A 14,001-nucleotide genomic window follows, 5' to 3' on the forward strand; every position below is an offset into this window, starting at 1 on the left:
CCCCGGACCGGGGGATACTTCCTGTCGGATCCGCGCGGTCGTGGTTGACGCTCGGGGCTCATGAAAGTAAGTTTCATCCGTGGCGAAAAGTCCGAAGATTTCCGCGAGTTACGAGCCGGGTGGACTGATCGTCCACATCAGTGGCCTGCTCCCGTCGCTGTCCCCCGCCGAGCAGCGGGTCGCCCGACTGGTCGTCGCCGATCCGGCCGATGCCGCCCGACGGACCATCACCGACCTCGCCACCGCCGCCGAGACCTCCGAGGCCACCGTCATCCGGTTCTGCCGGTCCGTCGGCATGGACGGCTATCCGCAGTTGCGGATCCGGCTCGCGGCCGAGGCGGCCCGCCGGATCGAACCGCCGGACGCCCGGGTGGTCGGCGGGGACATCCCACCCGGCGCCGACCTGGCCCAGATCATCGCCACCATCTCCTTCAACGACGCGCGGGCCGTCGAGGACACCGCCGAGCAGCTCGACCCGACCGTCTGCGAGCAGGTCGTGGAGGCGATCGTCAGCGCCGGCCGGATCGAGGTCTACGGTGCCGGCGCGAGCGGCTTCGTCGCCTCGGACTTCCAGCAGAAGCTGCACCGCATCGGCCGGGTCGCGTTCTCCTTCCCCGACGTGCACACCGCGTTGACCTCCGCCGCCCTGCTCGGCAAGGGTGACGTGGCGATCGGCATCTCGCACAGCGGCACCACCTCCGACGTGATCGAGGTACTCGAACAGGCCCGCTCCCGGGGGGCGGTCACCGTCGCGCTGACCAACTTCCCCCGGTCGCCGATCACCGAACGGGCCGACTTCGTCCTCACCACCGCCGCCCGCGAGACGACGTACCGGTCCGGGGCGATGGCCAGCCGGATCGCCCAGCTCACCGTGGTGGACTGCCTCTTCGTCGGGGTGGCCGCCCGCAACCGGGCCCGGGCCCGGCGGGCGCTGGAGGTCACTGCCGAGGCGGTGCGAACACACCGGGTCGGCGGCAGTCGGAGGCGCTCGTGACCGCCGGCCGGGTCGGGCCGGACGACGTGGTGGGGCAGCGGGACGAGGAGGACGTGGTCGACCTGCGGCCGGTGGTCCGGGTCGGTGCCCCGACCGAACGGCGCAACCCGCACAGCGCCGACCTCGACCTGATGTCGACCCGGGACGTGCTCCGCGTGATCAACGATGCCGACCGGCGGGTGCCGGCGGCGGTGGCGGCCGTCCTGGACGAGATCGCGGTGACCGTCGACCTCGCGGTGACCGCGCTGCGCGGTGGGCGCCGGGTGCACTACTTCGGGGCCGGCACCTCCGGCCGGCTCGGGGTGATCGACGCCGCCGAGCTGGCCCCCACCTTCAACTCCCCGCGCGGCTGGTTCTGCGCCCACCTGGCCGGTGGGCCGGACGCGATGTGGCAGGCCGTGGAGGACGCCGAGGACGACCGGGCCGGCGGGGCCCGCGAGGCTGCCGGGTGCGTCACCGCCGGTGACCTGGTGGTGGGGTTGGCGGCCAGCGGACGCACCCCGTACGTCCTGGGCGCACTCGACGCGGCCCGGCAGCGGGGGGCCTCGACCGTGCTGCTCTGCGCCAATCCGGAGGTCCGGGCGGCGGCCGAGGTCGACGTGGTCATCGGGGTCGACACCGGCCCCGAGGTGGTGACCGGCTCGACCCGGATGAAGGCGGGCACCGCGCAGAAGCTGGTGCTGAACACCTTCTCCACGGCGGTGATGGTGCGACTGGGCCGGGTCTACTCCAACCTCATGATCGACATGGTGGCCACCAACGCCAAGCTGCGGGGCCGCATGATCTCCATCCTGATCGAGGCGACCGGCTGCTCCGAGGAGGTCTCCCGGCGGGCCCTGCACGAGGCCGACGGCGACCTGAAGACGGCACTCGTCTCGCTGCTGTCCGGGGCCGAGGTCGACGCGGCCCGCGCCGCGTTGGCCCGAACCGCGCACCAGGTCAGGGGCGCCATCGCCCTGCTCGCCTCCTGACCGGCGGGCGCGACACCGGGGGCCGACCCGCGGGGTGACGCAGAACACCGTGCCGGGGGGACGTCGGCCACGCCACGGATTGTTGTCAGGGGCGTGGGGTAATCCAGGACCGCCCGGTGAACCGACCGGTCCACCGGCCCGTATCTGGCAGTGACTCCGGTCGCAGCCGGGCGGTGACGAGGGTCGCGGTTTACCGGGACGCCGCAGTGACGCGGGGTCCGGCGTACGGCCGCCGACAAGCGTGCCGACCAGCGGCGATCGTGCGGTCGCCGGGTGGCCCCGCAGGGCCGCTGACAGCAAACGTGGACCGGGCTTTCAGCTGGTACTCAGGCATTCGTGACACTTTCGACTCACGACATGGAATCCCCGACCCGTCTCGACTGTTGTGCAGGTGTCAGCACCGGCGGGCAGCAGGGGCGTTGCACGGGGGAGGGCTGATGGACGTGGGGATGGCAAGGAACCGGGCAACCGGCGCGAGCGAGGGGACCGTGGACACCGTGGACAAGAACATCGGCATGCGAACCGACGAGGTCGCCGAGGAGCGTGACCTGGTCGGCGTCTACCTTCACGAGATCTCCCGGACGCCACTGCTGGACGCCGCCAGGGAGGTCGATCTCTCCAAGGCGATCGAGGCCGGCCTCTACGCCGAGCACCTGCTCGGCGAGGACCGCGTCCCCGCCGGGGTCGACCGGGACGACCTGGAGCGGCTGGTCGTCGAGGGGGAGCGGGCGAAGGACCTCTTCATCCGGGCCAACCTGCGGCTGGTCGTGTCGATCGCCCGCCGGTACGTGCGCTCCGGGATGCCCATGCTGGACCTGATCCAGGAGGGCAACACCGGTCTGGTGCGCGCGGTCGAGAAGTTCGACTACGAGCGGGGCTACAAGTTCTCCACCTACGCCACCTGGTGGATCCGGCAGGCGATCAGCCGGGCCATCGCGCAGCAGGAACGCACCGTCCGGCTGCCCGTGCACCTGGTCGAGGACGTCAACCGGATGCGCAACGTGGCCCGGCAGCTCACCCGTGAGCTGGGTGGCGACCCGGAGCCGGAGCAGATCGCGGCCGCCCTCGGCGTCACCGTCGAGCGGGTCAACGAGCTGGTCCGCTGGTCGCAGGACACGGTGTCGCTGGACACCCCGGTCGGCGACGACGGCGACACCAACCTCGGTGACCTGGTGGCCGACAGCGACGCCCCGTCCCCGGAGGACATCGTCCTCACCGGGTTGGAGCGGCAGCGCATCGAGGGCCTGCTCAACCACCTCGACGACCGGTCCGCCGGCATCATGCGGGCCCGGTACGGCCTGGAGGACGGGCGGGAGCACTCGTTGACCGAGGTGGCGTCCCGGTTCTCGCTGTCGAGGGAGCGGATCCGCCAGCTGGAGATCCAGGCGCTCGGCCGGCTGCGTGAGCTGGCCCGTGCGGAGGGCCTCCAGGCGGCCTGAGCTGGTAGTAATGACGGCGAACGGCCGGCGTCCGATAGGGGGACGCCGGCCGTTCGCCGTTGTGGTTCCGGTCAGCGGACCCGGCCGTAGCCGGCGATGCTCATCATGTTCATCTTCCGCTTGAGCACATTGCGTCCGGCGCTCGGCGCGTCGATCACCTGACCGCTGCCGACGTAGAGCGCGACGTGCCCCAACCCCGAATAGAAGACCAGGTCGCCGGGGCGCAGCTCGCTACGGCTGACCCGGGAGGTGGCGTTCCACTGCATCGCCGCGTTGTGTGGCAGCCGCTTGCCGGCGGACCGCCAGGCGGCGAGCGTCAGACCTGAGCAGTCGTACCCGCCGGGCCCCTCGGCCCCCCAGACGTACGGCTTGCCGATCGCGCCGTAGGCGTACCGGACGGCGGCCCCGGCGCCACCGGAGACGGCAGGCGTGTCGGAGGTGTCGGGTGGCGCGGCGCTCTTCGGCTTCTTCACCGGCGCCTCGGTGGCCCGGCCGTACGCCGCCCGCCGCATCTCGTAGAGCTCCGCCAGGTCCTGCTCGATCCGCTTCTTCGTCTTGGTGAGCGCCCGGGACTGGGCGGCCTGCTTGGCGAGCGTGGCGTCGAGCTTGGTCTTCTGGTCCAGCAGCGCCCGCTGGTCGGCGGTGTACCCGTCGATCTGCTGCTGCCGGTGCCGGGTGAGCTGGTCGAGGGTGCCCAACCGGTCGACCAGCGAGCCGCCGGCCGGGTCGAGGATCGCCTCGGCCGTGCGCAGCCCGCCGGTCTTGTACGCGGTGGCCGCGATCTGGCCCACCGCCGCCCGGCTCTGGGCGGCCTGGACCTCCAGCGGGCCGATCCTGGCGTGCAGGCCGGCCGCGCTGGCCTGGTTCGTCTTGATCTCCTCGTTGAGCTTGTTGTACGACTCGACGATCCGTTCCAACTCGGCGGAGGACCGCTCGATCCGGGCGGTGAGGTCGGCGACCGAGGGCTCGGCCCGGACCGGTGCCGACGGGGCGATCAACGCGGCCGACAGGCCGGCGACCGCCAGTGTGCGCAGCAGCATCCGTAAGGACGACAAGAGCGGAAGACTCCTCTCCCACCGGTCGTCGGGGGATGCTGAGCCCCCGGCGACACCGGCCCGGGCCCGTCCGGATGGACGGCCGTGTACCGAGCCGGCCCGATCAACCTAACCTGTGGCGGGAGTGACGCGCAGACAAAGCAGCGGCGAATGTTGGCCGAGCGCGTCGGCGGGTCGTTGTGGCAGGTGACGCCGTTGATGCGGGGCGGACGGCAGGCGACCGCGTTCTGCGCGGTAGGCGAGGAAGATCCGATTCGTCGTTCCAGGCGGATACCGGTGGGGATCGCGCGGGTAAAGCCGGATAAAACCGAATTGGTGGTCAGATGTCGGCGTCGGGTAGGTGGCGCTCGCCGGAACTGTCGGAAATCGGAGAGCGGGCCGGGCGGGGCGGGCACCAGAATGGAGCACCCGCCGGGAATCCCGCCGTACGCAGGTGGCCTGGCGTGGACGACCGGCTCCGTCGGCCCCCGGGAGGACGCCGTGCAGGCAGACCGCGCCAGCACCCGACCGCCACACTGGTCCCGACCGACCACCCTGCTCTACGCCCGACCCGGCATCGTGGTGACCACCGAACGGTTCACCGCCGGCCACAGCAGCTACGCCGTCGCCGACCTCACCCACCTGCGCACCGGCCGGGGGCCGCACGACCGGCTCGCCGCCCGGGTCGTCACCTGCGCCGCCGTCGGGGCGGGAACCGTCGGCGTCCTGCTCGGCTTCACCGGCGGGTTGGAACGGCTCACCGCAGGGGCGTACCTGGCGCTGGGCGTGGTGTGCCTACTGCCGGTGCTGCTGGTGCTGCTCGGCGACCGCTGGCGGCCACCGGCCCACGAGCTGTACGGCCACTGCCACGGCACCGAGCTGCTGCTGTTCAGCAGCGACGACCCGGAGCAGTTCGAGCAGGTGGTCGACGCCCTGCACCAGGCCCGCGAGCAGCACCGCTACCCCGACGCCGACGACCCGGCACCCACGGCCACCTACTGGCGACCGGCCCGCTGAGGCCGCAGCCCCCGCCGAGGCCGCAGCCCGCGTCGCCCCCGGGCCGACACGGGACACCCGGCCGGCCCGGCCCGGTCAGCGGCGGCCGGGGTCCGGTCAGCGGCCGACCGGCTCCGGCGTACGGGCCGGCGCGGCGACACCCAGTTCGCGGGTCACCCTGCGCTCCGCGACGAACGACACGAACGGCACCGTGCCGGCGAGCATCACCAGCAGCATCCGCTTGAGCGGCCAGTCCACCCGCCGCCCCAGGTCGAAGGTGGCGGCCAGGTAGAGCAGGTAGAGCCAGCCGTGCGCGGTGCCGACGACGGCCACCACGATCGGCTCGTCGAACGCGTACTTCAGTGGCATGCCGATCAGCACCAGCACGGCCAGCGCCACGCCCACGATCCAGGCGATCACGCGGTACCGGGTAAGGGCTCCGCCCACCGTCGTCCGTCCTTCCGACCGGCCTCAGCCGGGATAGTCGCCGGGCCTCGCGCCCGGATTGGCGTTCAACCAGGTCAGATAGCGGTTGTACGCGGCCAGGTCGGCGTCGTCGGCGCCGTCGACCGGGGGCGTCGGCACCCGGGCGGCCCGCACCGGACGCCGTACCGCAGGGGTGCCCGGCCCGGGAGTGGCCGGCCCGGCCGGGGTCACCCCGTCCGGCGACGGCGTCGCGGCGGGGGCGCGCAGCGCGTGCCGGACCTCCCGCCACCAGACGAAGACCACGAAACCGGCGAAGATCGGCCACTCCACCGCGTACGCCCAGCTCAGCGTGTTACCGGAAGCGGCCCGGCTGATCTGCCACCAACCCAGCGCCAGGAATCCCGTGACCAGGACGACCAGGGCCACGTGGCGGGCGATCCACGCCGGGGTCCAGAGCCGCTTCATGCCGTCGAGGGTACCGGGAGGACCCGCGCTCTCCGACGCGACGTCGTAGTCGCCGCGCCGGGCGGCGCAGGCTGGTTTGGTGCCAGCACGGCTGGGCAACCGTCTAGACAGCCAGACCAGTCGAACCCGAGGGGGCGACATGACCGACTCAGTACACCGCTCCGACACCAGCGCCGAGCAGCGGATGCCGGAGTGGGACGGTGACCACGTCCACCGGGCCGCCACCGTGGTCACCGAAACCGACGGCGAACTGCTCGGGGTGGACCCGGCCGACCTCCCCGACGACGACCTGATCCGCGAGTTGCAGAGCCTGCACCGCACCCGGCTCGACACGCTGCGGCACGCCGCCGACTCGGCGCTCGCCAACCACCTGCGCCGCACCGCCGAGCTGGAGACCGAGTACCTGGCCCGGCACCCCGGCCGCGAGGTGGACCCGCACCGGCTGCGGGACGCCTGATGGGCACCCGCGCCGAACGTGGCATGTCCGCGCCGCCGGAGGTGGTGTTCAGCACCGCCACCGACCCCGAGCGGATCGACGCCTGGCTGCCCGGGGAGCTGCGGACCGACGGCCCGACCCCGAGCAGCCGCTCCGACGACGAACTGCACGCCCGCTGGGACGGCCCGGACGGCACGGCCGAGCTGCGGGTCGCCCCGGCCGACTCCGGCGGGGCCCGGGTCCGGCTGGACCTGCCCGCCGGCTCGGACGCCGGCCTCGCCGACGAATCGCTCGTCAACCTCGAACGTGAGGTCGCCGAGAACCTGACCGCGGGTTGACCCCACCCGCCCACCCCGACGCGCCGTACCCGACGGTGCGGCCCACGAACGAGGAGACCCGGTGACCGACGGTGGTGTGAAGCAGAAGGTGGCGCGGCTGCGCCAGGCGTACGCGCCGCACGAGCACCGGCCGCTGGACGGCTACCTCGCGGCGATGGGCACCTACGCCGGGGTGACCGCCACCATCGCGGCGCTGGTCAAGGCGACCGGCCGGCCGGTGCCCGAGCGGCCCTCCCCGGGTGACGTGGTGCTGCTCGCCGTCGCCACCCACAAGCTGAGCCGGCTGCTGTCCAAGGACGCGGTGACCAGCCCGCTGCGGGCCCCGTTCACCCGCTACGACCGCCCGATCGGCAGCGGCGAGGTGATGGAACAGGTCCGGGACCAGGGCAGCTCCACCCGACACGCGATCGGTGAGCTGCTCAGCTGCCCGTTCTGCCTGGCCGTCTGGGTGGCCACCGGGCTCACCGGCGGCCTGGTGCTGGCCCCCCGGCTGACCCGGCTGGTGGCGACCGCGCTGACCGCCGTCGCCGCGTCCGACTTCCTCCAGATGGGGTACGCGGTGGCGCAGCAGGCCGCCGAGGGTGGGCGGCACGACGAGCGGTGACCCGTACGCGGAAGGGGCCGGCGGATCGTGTCCGCCGGCCCCTTGTCCGTCATCCGTCGCCGCCCGCTCAGGTGGGGGTGGTGCCGTGGTCCTCGCCCGCCCAGCCGCGCGACGCCTCCGGCTCCCGCTCGTCGGCGTCCGCGCCCGTGATCACGTCGCGGTCGACCGCCGTCCGGTCGTGCTCGTTGGCGAAGTCCGGTTCGGGCAGGGTGTCCAGCCCCTCGGGGGGTTGGCCGAGGGCGGGCACCCGCTCGTGGCGTTCGTTCTGGTCGGACATCTCGATCTCCTCTCGCCGGCGTCGCCGGTCAGCCCACCGACCCGCCCAGCAGGTCGGCCACCTCGTCGACCGCGTACTCCCCCTCGGGGAGGGCGGCGACCCGGGTGAGCAGCTCCGCCGGCAGGTCCGCGCCGACCGCCGAACGGTAGATGTCGGCCTGGCTGAGCCGTTCCTGGCCGTGGTAGATCTCGTCCAGCAGCTCGTCGAGCTGGCGGAGGTCCGGCCGGGCGGTCCCGGGCAGGTCGTCGGGCGTGGCGGCGTCGTCGGTCACCCCGCCCTGCTACCCGGGGCCGAAACGGTCAAACCCGTCAGGCCGGGGTGGGCAGGGTGGCCCGACGGGCCCGCACCGCGACGGCGAGCTGCTCCAGCACCTCGGCCGTGGTGTCCCAGCCGAGGCAGGCGTCGGTGACCGACCGGCCGTAGGTCAGCTCCCGGGTCGGGTCCAGGTCCTGACGGCCCTCCAGCAGGAAACTCTCCAGCATGATGCCGACGATGCCGCGCTGCCCGGCGGCGAGCTGGGCGGCCACGTCGGCGGCCACCTTCGGCTGGTTGCGGTGGTCCTTGCCGCTGTTGGCGTGGCTGGCGTCGACCACCAGCCGCTCCGGCAGCCCGGCCGCCCGCAGCAGCTCCAGCGCCCCGGCCACCGAGGCGGCGTCGTAGTTGGGCCGGCCCCCGCCGCCGCGCAGCACCAGGTGCCCGTCGGCGTTGCCCCGGGTGTGCATGATCGCCGGGGTGCCCGAGACGTCGATGCCGGGGAAGACGTGCGGCACCTCGGCGGCCCGGATCGCGTCCACGGCGGTGCCGATGCTGCCGTCCGGGCGGTTCTTCATCCCGATCGGCATGGACAGGCCGGAGGCGAGCTGCCGGTGCACCTGGCTCTCCACCGTCCGGGCCCCGATCGCGCCCCAGGCCACCGTGTCGGCGATGTACTGCGGGGTGATCGGGTCGAGGAACTCGCAGCCCACCGGGAGCCCCAGCCGGACCACGTCGCGCAGCAGCGCCCGAGCGGTGCGCAGGCCGGTGTTCACGTCGCCGGAGCCGTCCAGCGCCGGGTCGTTGATCAGGCCCTTCCAGCCGACCGTGGAACGCGGCTTCTCGAAGTAGACCCGCATCACCACCAGCAGGTCGTCGGCGTGCCGGTCGGCGGCCGCACGCAGCAGGTGGGCGTACTCCAGCGCCGCCGCCGGGTCGTGCACCGAGCACGGGCCGACCACGACCAGCAGGCGGTCGTCGGCGCGGTCGAGCACCCGGCCGACGTCGCGTCGACCGGCCAGCACGGCCGAGGCCAGCGGCGGGTCCAGGGGCAGCTCGTGCAGGAGCAGGGCGGGGGTGGTCAGCGGCACGACACGGTCGATCCGTTGGTCGATGACCGCGCCGTTGTCCGGGGTCGTCACGGTGGAAATCCTTCCGCCGACCGTGCCCGGGGCCGGTGCCCGGGTCGAGCCGGCTGCTCGTAAACAGAAGGGCAGGAAGCTCGAAGGCTCCTGCCCGGCCGGCTCGAAACGCGGTGACGTCAGCTCATGGTGAGGTCACCGGCTCCGCAGCCGGCTGCCTAAACCATGGATACGTACGCGTCACGCCGGCAAGCGTACCCGACCGGAGGGAAGGACTCATCCCGTCGTCGGCCGCTCCTCGCCTGACGTTCACCTCCGTCACTGCCACCGTCGGTAACTTCGGCGGCACCGCTCGCATCCCCGGAGGTATCCGATGGACCGTCGTACCGTCCTGCGCGCCACCGTCGCCGGTGGGGCCGCCGCCTTCGCCGGCAGCCTCTGGTCCGGCGCGGCGTCGGCCGCACCGGCCCAACCGGGCACCGGCCCCTACGGGCCGCTCGGCACCGCCGACGGCAACGGCATCCAGCTCCCCGCCGGCTTCACCAGCCGGGTGGTCGCCCGTTCCCGGCAGACGGTGCCGGGCACCTCGTACACCTGGCACCCCGCGCCCGACGGCGGGGCCTGCTTCGCCGCCGGCACCGGCTGGATCTACGTCTCCAACTCGGAGATCACCCCCAACGGCGGCGCGTCGGCACTGCGGTTCGCCGCCGACGGCACGGTTACCTCGGCGTACCGCATCCTGTCCGGGACCAACCAGAACTGCGCCGGTGGCGCGACGCCGTGGGGGACCTGGCTGTCCTGCGAGGAGATCAGCCGGGGCTTCGTCCACGAGACCTACCCGCAGGGCGGCACCGCCGCGGTGCAGCGGCCGGCGCTGGGCCGGTTCACGCACGAGGCGGCGGCGGCCGACCCGGTCCGCCAGGTGATCTACCTGACCGAGGACGAGACCGACGGCTGCTTCTACCGGTTCCGGCCCACCGTCTGGGGCGACCTCTCCACCGGCACCCTGGAGGTGCTGGTCGCCGGCACCGCCACCAGCGGCCCGGTGAGCTGGGCCCGGGTGCCCGACCCGGACGGCTCGCCGACGGCGACCCGCAACCAGGTCGCCGGGGCGAAGCGGTTCACCGGCGGCGAGGGCTGCTGGTACGCCGACGGCACCTGCTGGTTCACCACCAAGGGCGACAACCGGGTCTGGGCGTACGACGCGGTCGGCCAGCGCATCGACCTGGCGTACGACGACTCGCTGGTGACCGGCGGCGCCGCGCCGCTGACCGGGGTGGACAACATCACCGGCACCCGATCCGGTGACCTCTACGTCGCCGAGGACGGCGGCAACATGGAGATCAACATGATCACCCCGACCGGGGTGGTGACGCCGTTCCTGCGGATCACCGGGCAGTCCTCGTCGGAGATCACCGGCCCGGCGTTCTCCCCGGACGGCAGCCGGCTCTACTTCTCCTCCCAGCGCGGCACGGCCGGGATCTCCGCCGGGGGCATCACCTACGAGGTGCGCGGCCCGTTCCGCTGACCGGCGGGGGACCGGCATGGTGTCGCCCGGCGGCGTGGCGGGCGGGCCGACGGGGTAACAGGATGCGCATGACCCACGAGCAGAGCGATCAGGACCGGGTGGAGTCCCGGGCCCACCTGCTGCCCGAGGAGGCAGCGGTGGGCAGCGACGACCCGCAGGCCCAGGCCGAGGCGATCCTCGCCGAGTCGGACCTCCGTGCGGCCGACCAGGGGGCCGCCCCCGACACGGTGCTGGAACACCGCACCTCCGAAGAGACCGTCCCCCCGATCGAACCCCCCGACTGACCCGTCCCGACCGCTGACCCGCAGGCCCCGGTGGCGACACGTCGCCACCGGGGCGTGGAGATCGGATAGCGTCGGGTCATGCCCGACAGCGGTTACCCCTGGCCCATCGAGACGACCCGACTGGACAACGGCCTGCGCGTGGTGGTGAGCGAGGACCGCACCGCCCCGGCGGTCGCGGTCAACCTCTGGTACGACGTGGGCTCCCGGCACGAGCCGACGGGACAGACCGGCTTCGCCCACCTCTTCGAGCACCTGATGTTCGAGGGCTCGGTCAACGTCGCCAAGACCGAACACATGAAACTGATCCAGGGCGCCGGTGGCTCGCTCAACGCGACCACCAACCCGGACCGGACGAACTACTTCGAGACCGTCCCGGCCGAACACCTGGAACTGGCCCTGTGGCTGGAGGCCGACCGGATGGGCGGGCTGGTCCCCGCGCTCACCCAGGAGACGCTGGACAACCAGCGGGACGTGGTCAAGAACGAGCGGCGGCAACGCTACGAGAACGTCCCGTACGGCGACGCCTGGCTGCGGCTGCTCCCGCTGCTCTACCCGCCGGGGCACCCGTACCACCACGCGACGATCGGGTCGATGGCCGACCTGAACGCCGCCGACCTGGCCACCTTCCAGGCGTTTCACCAGACGTACTACGCGCCCGACAACGCCGTGCTGACCGTGGTCGGCGACGCCACCGCCGCCGAGGTGTTCACGCTGGCGCAGCGGTACTTCGGGGCGATCCCGGCCCGCGGCGACATCCCCGCCGCGCCGGACGGGCACACCGTCGCCGGCACCGGCCGACCCGCCGTCGAGACGGTCACCGCCGACGTGCCGGCCGCCCGGGTCTACGTCGCGCACCGCACCCACCCGTTCGGCAGCACCGGCTACGACGTGGCCACGGTGGCCGCCACCGTGCTCGGCAGCGGCCGGGGCAGCCGGCTCTACCAGCGGCTCGCCGACGGCGAACGGCTCGCCCAACCCGACCTGGTCGGAGCGTACGGGGTGGACCTGGCACATGCCCCGGCACCGGTGATCGCCACCGCCACCGCCCGTCCCGGGGTGAGCGCCGACCACCTCGCCGCCGGGGTCGCCGAGGTGGTCGACGAACTCGCCACCGTGCCGGTCACCGCCGCCGAACTCGACCGGGCCAAGGCGCTGCTCAGCACCGCCTGGTGGCGGCAGATGTCCACCGTGGACGGCCGGGCCGACGCGCTCGGCCGGTACGCCACCCAGTTCGGCGATCCGGCGAGGACCGCCGACCGGCTGCCCGGCTGGCTGTCGGTGACCGCCGGGCAGATCGCCGAACTGGCCGCCGGCCTGCTCACCCCGGCCGACCGGGTGACCCTGACCTACCTGCCGGAGGAGACCCGATGACGCTGATCACCACCCGGCCGGGTCCGGGCACCGCCCGCCCGTACCGGTTCCCGACCGTGGTCCGGCGGGACGTCGCCGGTGGCCGGGTCGTCGCCGCGCACCTGCCCGGCCAGACCCTCGCCGTCGCGCTGCTGCTGCTCGACGCGGGCGCCGGCCGGGAGCCGGTAGGCAAGGAGGGCCTCGGCGCGGTGCTGGCCAAGGCGTTGGAGGAGGGCACCGCGCAGCGGGACGCCACCGGGTTCGCGCTGGCCGTCGAGGGCCTCGGCACCGAACTGGCCACCGGGCTGGACTGGGACAGCTTCCAGGTCAGCGTCCAGGTGCCGGTGGACCGGCTCCACGCGGCGGTGGAACTGCTCGCCGAGGCGGTACGCACACCCCGGCTCGACCCCGACAACGTCCGTCGGGTGCGCGACGACGAGGCGACCGCGCTGCGGATGGACTGGGCCAACCCCGGCCCGCGCGCCGACGCGGTGCTGCGCGCCGACCTGTTCGGCGCGGACAACCGGTGGGGCCGCCCGCTCTACGGCGACCCCGGCTCGGTGGCCGGGCTGGACGTGGAGGACGTCACCGTCTTCCACTCCGAGTGGTTCCTGCGCCCCGGCACCCTGATCGTCGCCGGGGACCTGGACCGCCTCGACCTGGACGCGCTGGGCGCGGCGGCGTTCGCCGGCACCGGCGGCGGCCCCGCCGAGCGGGGCGGCCCGATCGAGGTGCCGCTGCCCGCCGGCCGGCGGATCATCCTGGTGGACCGGCCCGGGTCGGTGCAGTCCACGCTGCGGCTGGGCCATCCCGCGCCGCACCGCGCCCACCCCGACCACGTGCCGATGACACTCGCCGGCACCGTGCTGGGCGGGGCGTTCACCTCCCGGCTCAACCACCTGATCCGTGAGGTACGTGGCTACACGTACGGCATCCGGGGCGACTTCGCCTCGTCCCGCCGGTTCGGCCGGTTCGCGGTCAGCTCCGGGGTGCAGACGGCGGTGACCGCGCCGGCCCTGGTCGAGGCGGTCGGTGAGATCAGCCGTACCCGGGCGGGCGGGGTGACCGAGGACGAGCTGGCGGTGGCCCGGTCCTGGCGGGCCGGGCAGCTGTCGGTCGAGTTGCAGAGCCCCCGGGCGATCGCCTCGGCGTTGACCACCCTGGTCGTGCACGACCTGCCCGACGACTACCACGCCCGGCTGCGGGAGGCGCTGCTCGCCGCCGACGTCGAGCAGGTCTCCGCAGCCGCCGCCACCCACCTGCACCCGGAGGCGCTGACCCTGGTCATCGAGGGCGACGCGGCGGCGATCCGGGACGAACTGGTCGCCTCCGGGCTCGGCGAGGTGACCGACCACGTCGGCTGACCGGCGTCGGCGCGACCGGGGCGGTGTGATTCCGGTCGCGCCGCCCCGGGAGCGCCGGGCCGGGCCTGCGGTGCGGATGCTGCGGCCGGACGGCCCGGCCACGGCCGATCTTCCAGGGCTGCGGGGCGTACCGTCGGGTGGTTTTGCGGCACGGCGACCGG

Annotated in this window: 17 protein-coding genes; 11 read left to right on the plus strand and 6 right to left on the minus strand. The window is 73.5% G+C overall.

Features of this window, described 5'->3' with window-relative positions:
- Window positions 1-79 precede the first annotated feature (79 nt).
- The 3 genes from ACWCHM_RS02475 to ACWCHM_RS02485 all read left to right on the plus strand — a co-directional run bounded on the left by ACWCHM_RS02475 (window position 80) and on the right by ACWCHM_RS02485 (window position 3,404).
- Window positions 80-994 carry a MurR/RpiR family transcriptional regulator gene (locus ACWCHM_RS02475; RefSeq protein ID WP_421490233.1) on the plus strand — a complete coding sequence of 305 codons (915 nt, stop codon included), beginning with the start codon at window positions 80-82 and terminating at the stop codon, window positions 992-994.
- Complete coding sequence (murQ, locus tag ACWCHM_RS02480) at window positions 991-1,965, plus strand: N-acetylmuramic acid 6-phosphate etherase (RefSeq protein WP_372445957.1); 975 nt, start codon at window positions 991-993, stop codon at window positions 1,963-1,965. The genes ACWCHM_RS02475 and murQ overlap by 4 nt, the downstream gene beginning before the upstream one ends.
- Window positions 1,966-2,414: 449 nt before the next feature.
- Window positions 2,415-3,404 (plus strand): sigma-70 family RNA polymerase sigma factor, encoded by a 990-nt coding sequence (locus tag ACWCHM_RS02485; protein ID WP_204958060.1) that lies wholly within the window; start codon window positions 2,415-2,417, stop codon window positions 3,402-3,404.
- 71 nt (window positions 3,405-3,475) lie between these two features.
- On the opposite strand, the gene ACWCHM_RS02490 is transcribed toward ACWCHM_RS02485, so the two are convergent.
- Window positions 3,476-4,459 carry an NlpC/P60 family protein gene (locus ACWCHM_RS02490; protein WP_454221395.1) on the minus strand — a complete coding sequence of 328 codons (984 nt, stop codon included), beginning with the start codon at window positions 4,457-4,459 and terminating at the stop codon, window positions 3,476-3,478.
- A gap of 480 nt (window positions 4,460-4,939) precedes the next feature.
- Here ACWCHM_RS02490 and ACWCHM_RS02495 point away from each other — a divergent pair, with 480 nt between their 5' ends.
- Window positions 4,940-5,455, plus strand: a complete 516-nt coding sequence (locus ACWCHM_RS02495; RefSeq protein WP_281894806.1) for a DUF6232 family protein — start codon at window positions 4,940-4,942, stop codon at window positions 5,453-5,455.
- Window positions 5,456-5,551: 96 nt separating this feature from the next.
- Here the strand turns inward: ACWCHM_RS02495 and ACWCHM_RS02500 are convergent, their stop codons facing one another.
- Entirely contained in the window at window positions 5,552-5,881 is a 330-nt protein-coding gene (locus ACWCHM_RS02500) for a DUF3817 domain-containing protein (protein ID WP_454221396.1), read from the minus strand.
- Between the two features lie 24 nt (window positions 5,882-5,905).
- Window positions 5,906-6,325: a hypothetical protein gene (locus ACWCHM_RS02505; RefSeq protein WP_204958064.1), complete on the minus strand. Its 420-nt coding sequence runs from the start codon at window positions 6,323-6,325 to the stop codon at window positions 5,906-5,908.
- 139 nt (window positions 6,326-6,464) lie between these two features.
- On the opposite strand from ACWCHM_RS02505, the gene ACWCHM_RS02510 reads away from it, so the two are divergent.
- From ACWCHM_RS02510 to ACWCHM_RS02520, 3 genes are all read left to right on the plus strand, one after another.
- Window positions 6,465-6,782: a DUF6158 family protein gene (locus ACWCHM_RS02510; RefSeq protein ID WP_204958065.1), complete on the plus strand. Its 318-nt coding sequence runs from the start codon at window positions 6,465-6,467 to the stop codon at window positions 6,780-6,782.
- The gene (locus tag ACWCHM_RS02515; protein ID WP_204958066.1) at window positions 6,782-7,099 is read left to right on the plus strand and encodes an SRPBCC family protein; all 318 of its coding nucleotides are present in this window, start codon (window positions 6,782-6,784) and stop codon (window positions 7,097-7,099) included. Before ACWCHM_RS02510 ends, ACWCHM_RS02515 begins: the two co-directional genes overlap by 1 nt.
- Window positions 7,100-7,160: 61 nt before the next feature.
- Window positions 7,161-7,703 carry a DUF1360 domain-containing protein gene (locus tag ACWCHM_RS02520; RefSeq protein ID WP_204958067.1) on the plus strand — a complete coding sequence of 181 codons (543 nt, stop codon included), beginning with the start codon at window positions 7,161-7,163 and terminating at the stop codon, window positions 7,701-7,703.
- Window positions 7,704-7,770: 67 nt separating this feature from the next.
- On the opposite strand, the gene ACWCHM_RS02525 is transcribed toward ACWCHM_RS02520, so the two are convergent.
- Genes ACWCHM_RS02525 through ACWCHM_RS02535 form a run of 3 tightly spaced genes read right to left on the minus strand, consistent with a single transcriptional unit; the run spans window position 7,771 to window position 9,383 of the window.
- Window positions 7,771-7,980, minus strand: coding sequence for a hypothetical protein (locus tag ACWCHM_RS02525; RefSeq protein WP_204958068.1), 210 nt, complete (start codon window positions 7,978-7,980; stop codon window positions 7,771-7,773).
- Window positions 7,981-8,008: 28 nt separating this feature from the next.
- The gene (locus tag ACWCHM_RS02530) at window positions 8,009-8,251 is read right to left on the minus strand and encodes a hypothetical protein (RefSeq protein WP_454221397.1); all 243 of its coding nucleotides are present in this window, start codon (window positions 8,249-8,251) and stop codon (window positions 8,009-8,011) included.
- Between the two features lie 37 nt (window positions 8,252-8,288).
- The gene (locus ACWCHM_RS02535; protein ID WP_454222999.1) at window positions 8,289-9,383 is read right to left on the minus strand and encodes a 3-deoxy-7-phosphoheptulonate synthase; all 1,095 of its coding nucleotides are present in this window, start codon (window positions 9,381-9,383) and stop codon (window positions 8,289-8,291) included.
- Window positions 9,384-9,687: 304 nt separating this feature from the next.
- Here ACWCHM_RS02535 and ACWCHM_RS02540 point away from each other — a divergent pair, with 304 nt between their 5' ends.
- From ACWCHM_RS02540 to ACWCHM_RS02555, 4 genes are all read left to right on the plus strand, one after another.
- Window positions 9,688-10,842, plus strand: coding sequence for an alkaline phosphatase PhoX (locus ACWCHM_RS02540; RefSeq protein ID WP_454221398.1), 1,155 nt, complete (start codon window positions 9,688-9,690; stop codon window positions 10,840-10,842).
- A gap of 68 nt (window positions 10,843-10,910) precedes the next feature.
- Window positions 10,911-11,126, plus strand: coding sequence for a hypothetical protein (locus ACWCHM_RS02545; protein ID WP_204958071.1), 216 nt, complete (start codon window positions 10,911-10,913; stop codon window positions 11,124-11,126).
- Window positions 11,127-11,204: 78 nt separating this feature from the next.
- On the plus strand, window positions 11,205-12,497 hold the full coding sequence (locus ACWCHM_RS02550; RefSeq protein WP_454221399.1) for a M16 family metallopeptidase: 1,293 nt from the start codon (window positions 11,205-11,207) through the stop codon (window positions 12,495-12,497).
- Window positions 12,494-13,840: a M16 family metallopeptidase gene (locus tag ACWCHM_RS02555; RefSeq protein WP_454221400.1), complete on the plus strand. Its 1,347-nt coding sequence runs from the start codon at window positions 12,494-12,496 to the stop codon at window positions 13,838-13,840. Before ACWCHM_RS02550 ends, ACWCHM_RS02555 begins: the two co-directional genes overlap by 4 nt.
- The last annotated feature ends 161 nt before the right edge of the window (window positions 13,841-14,001 follow it).

This window comes from Micromonospora sp. SCSIO 07396 (assembly GCF_053667945.1).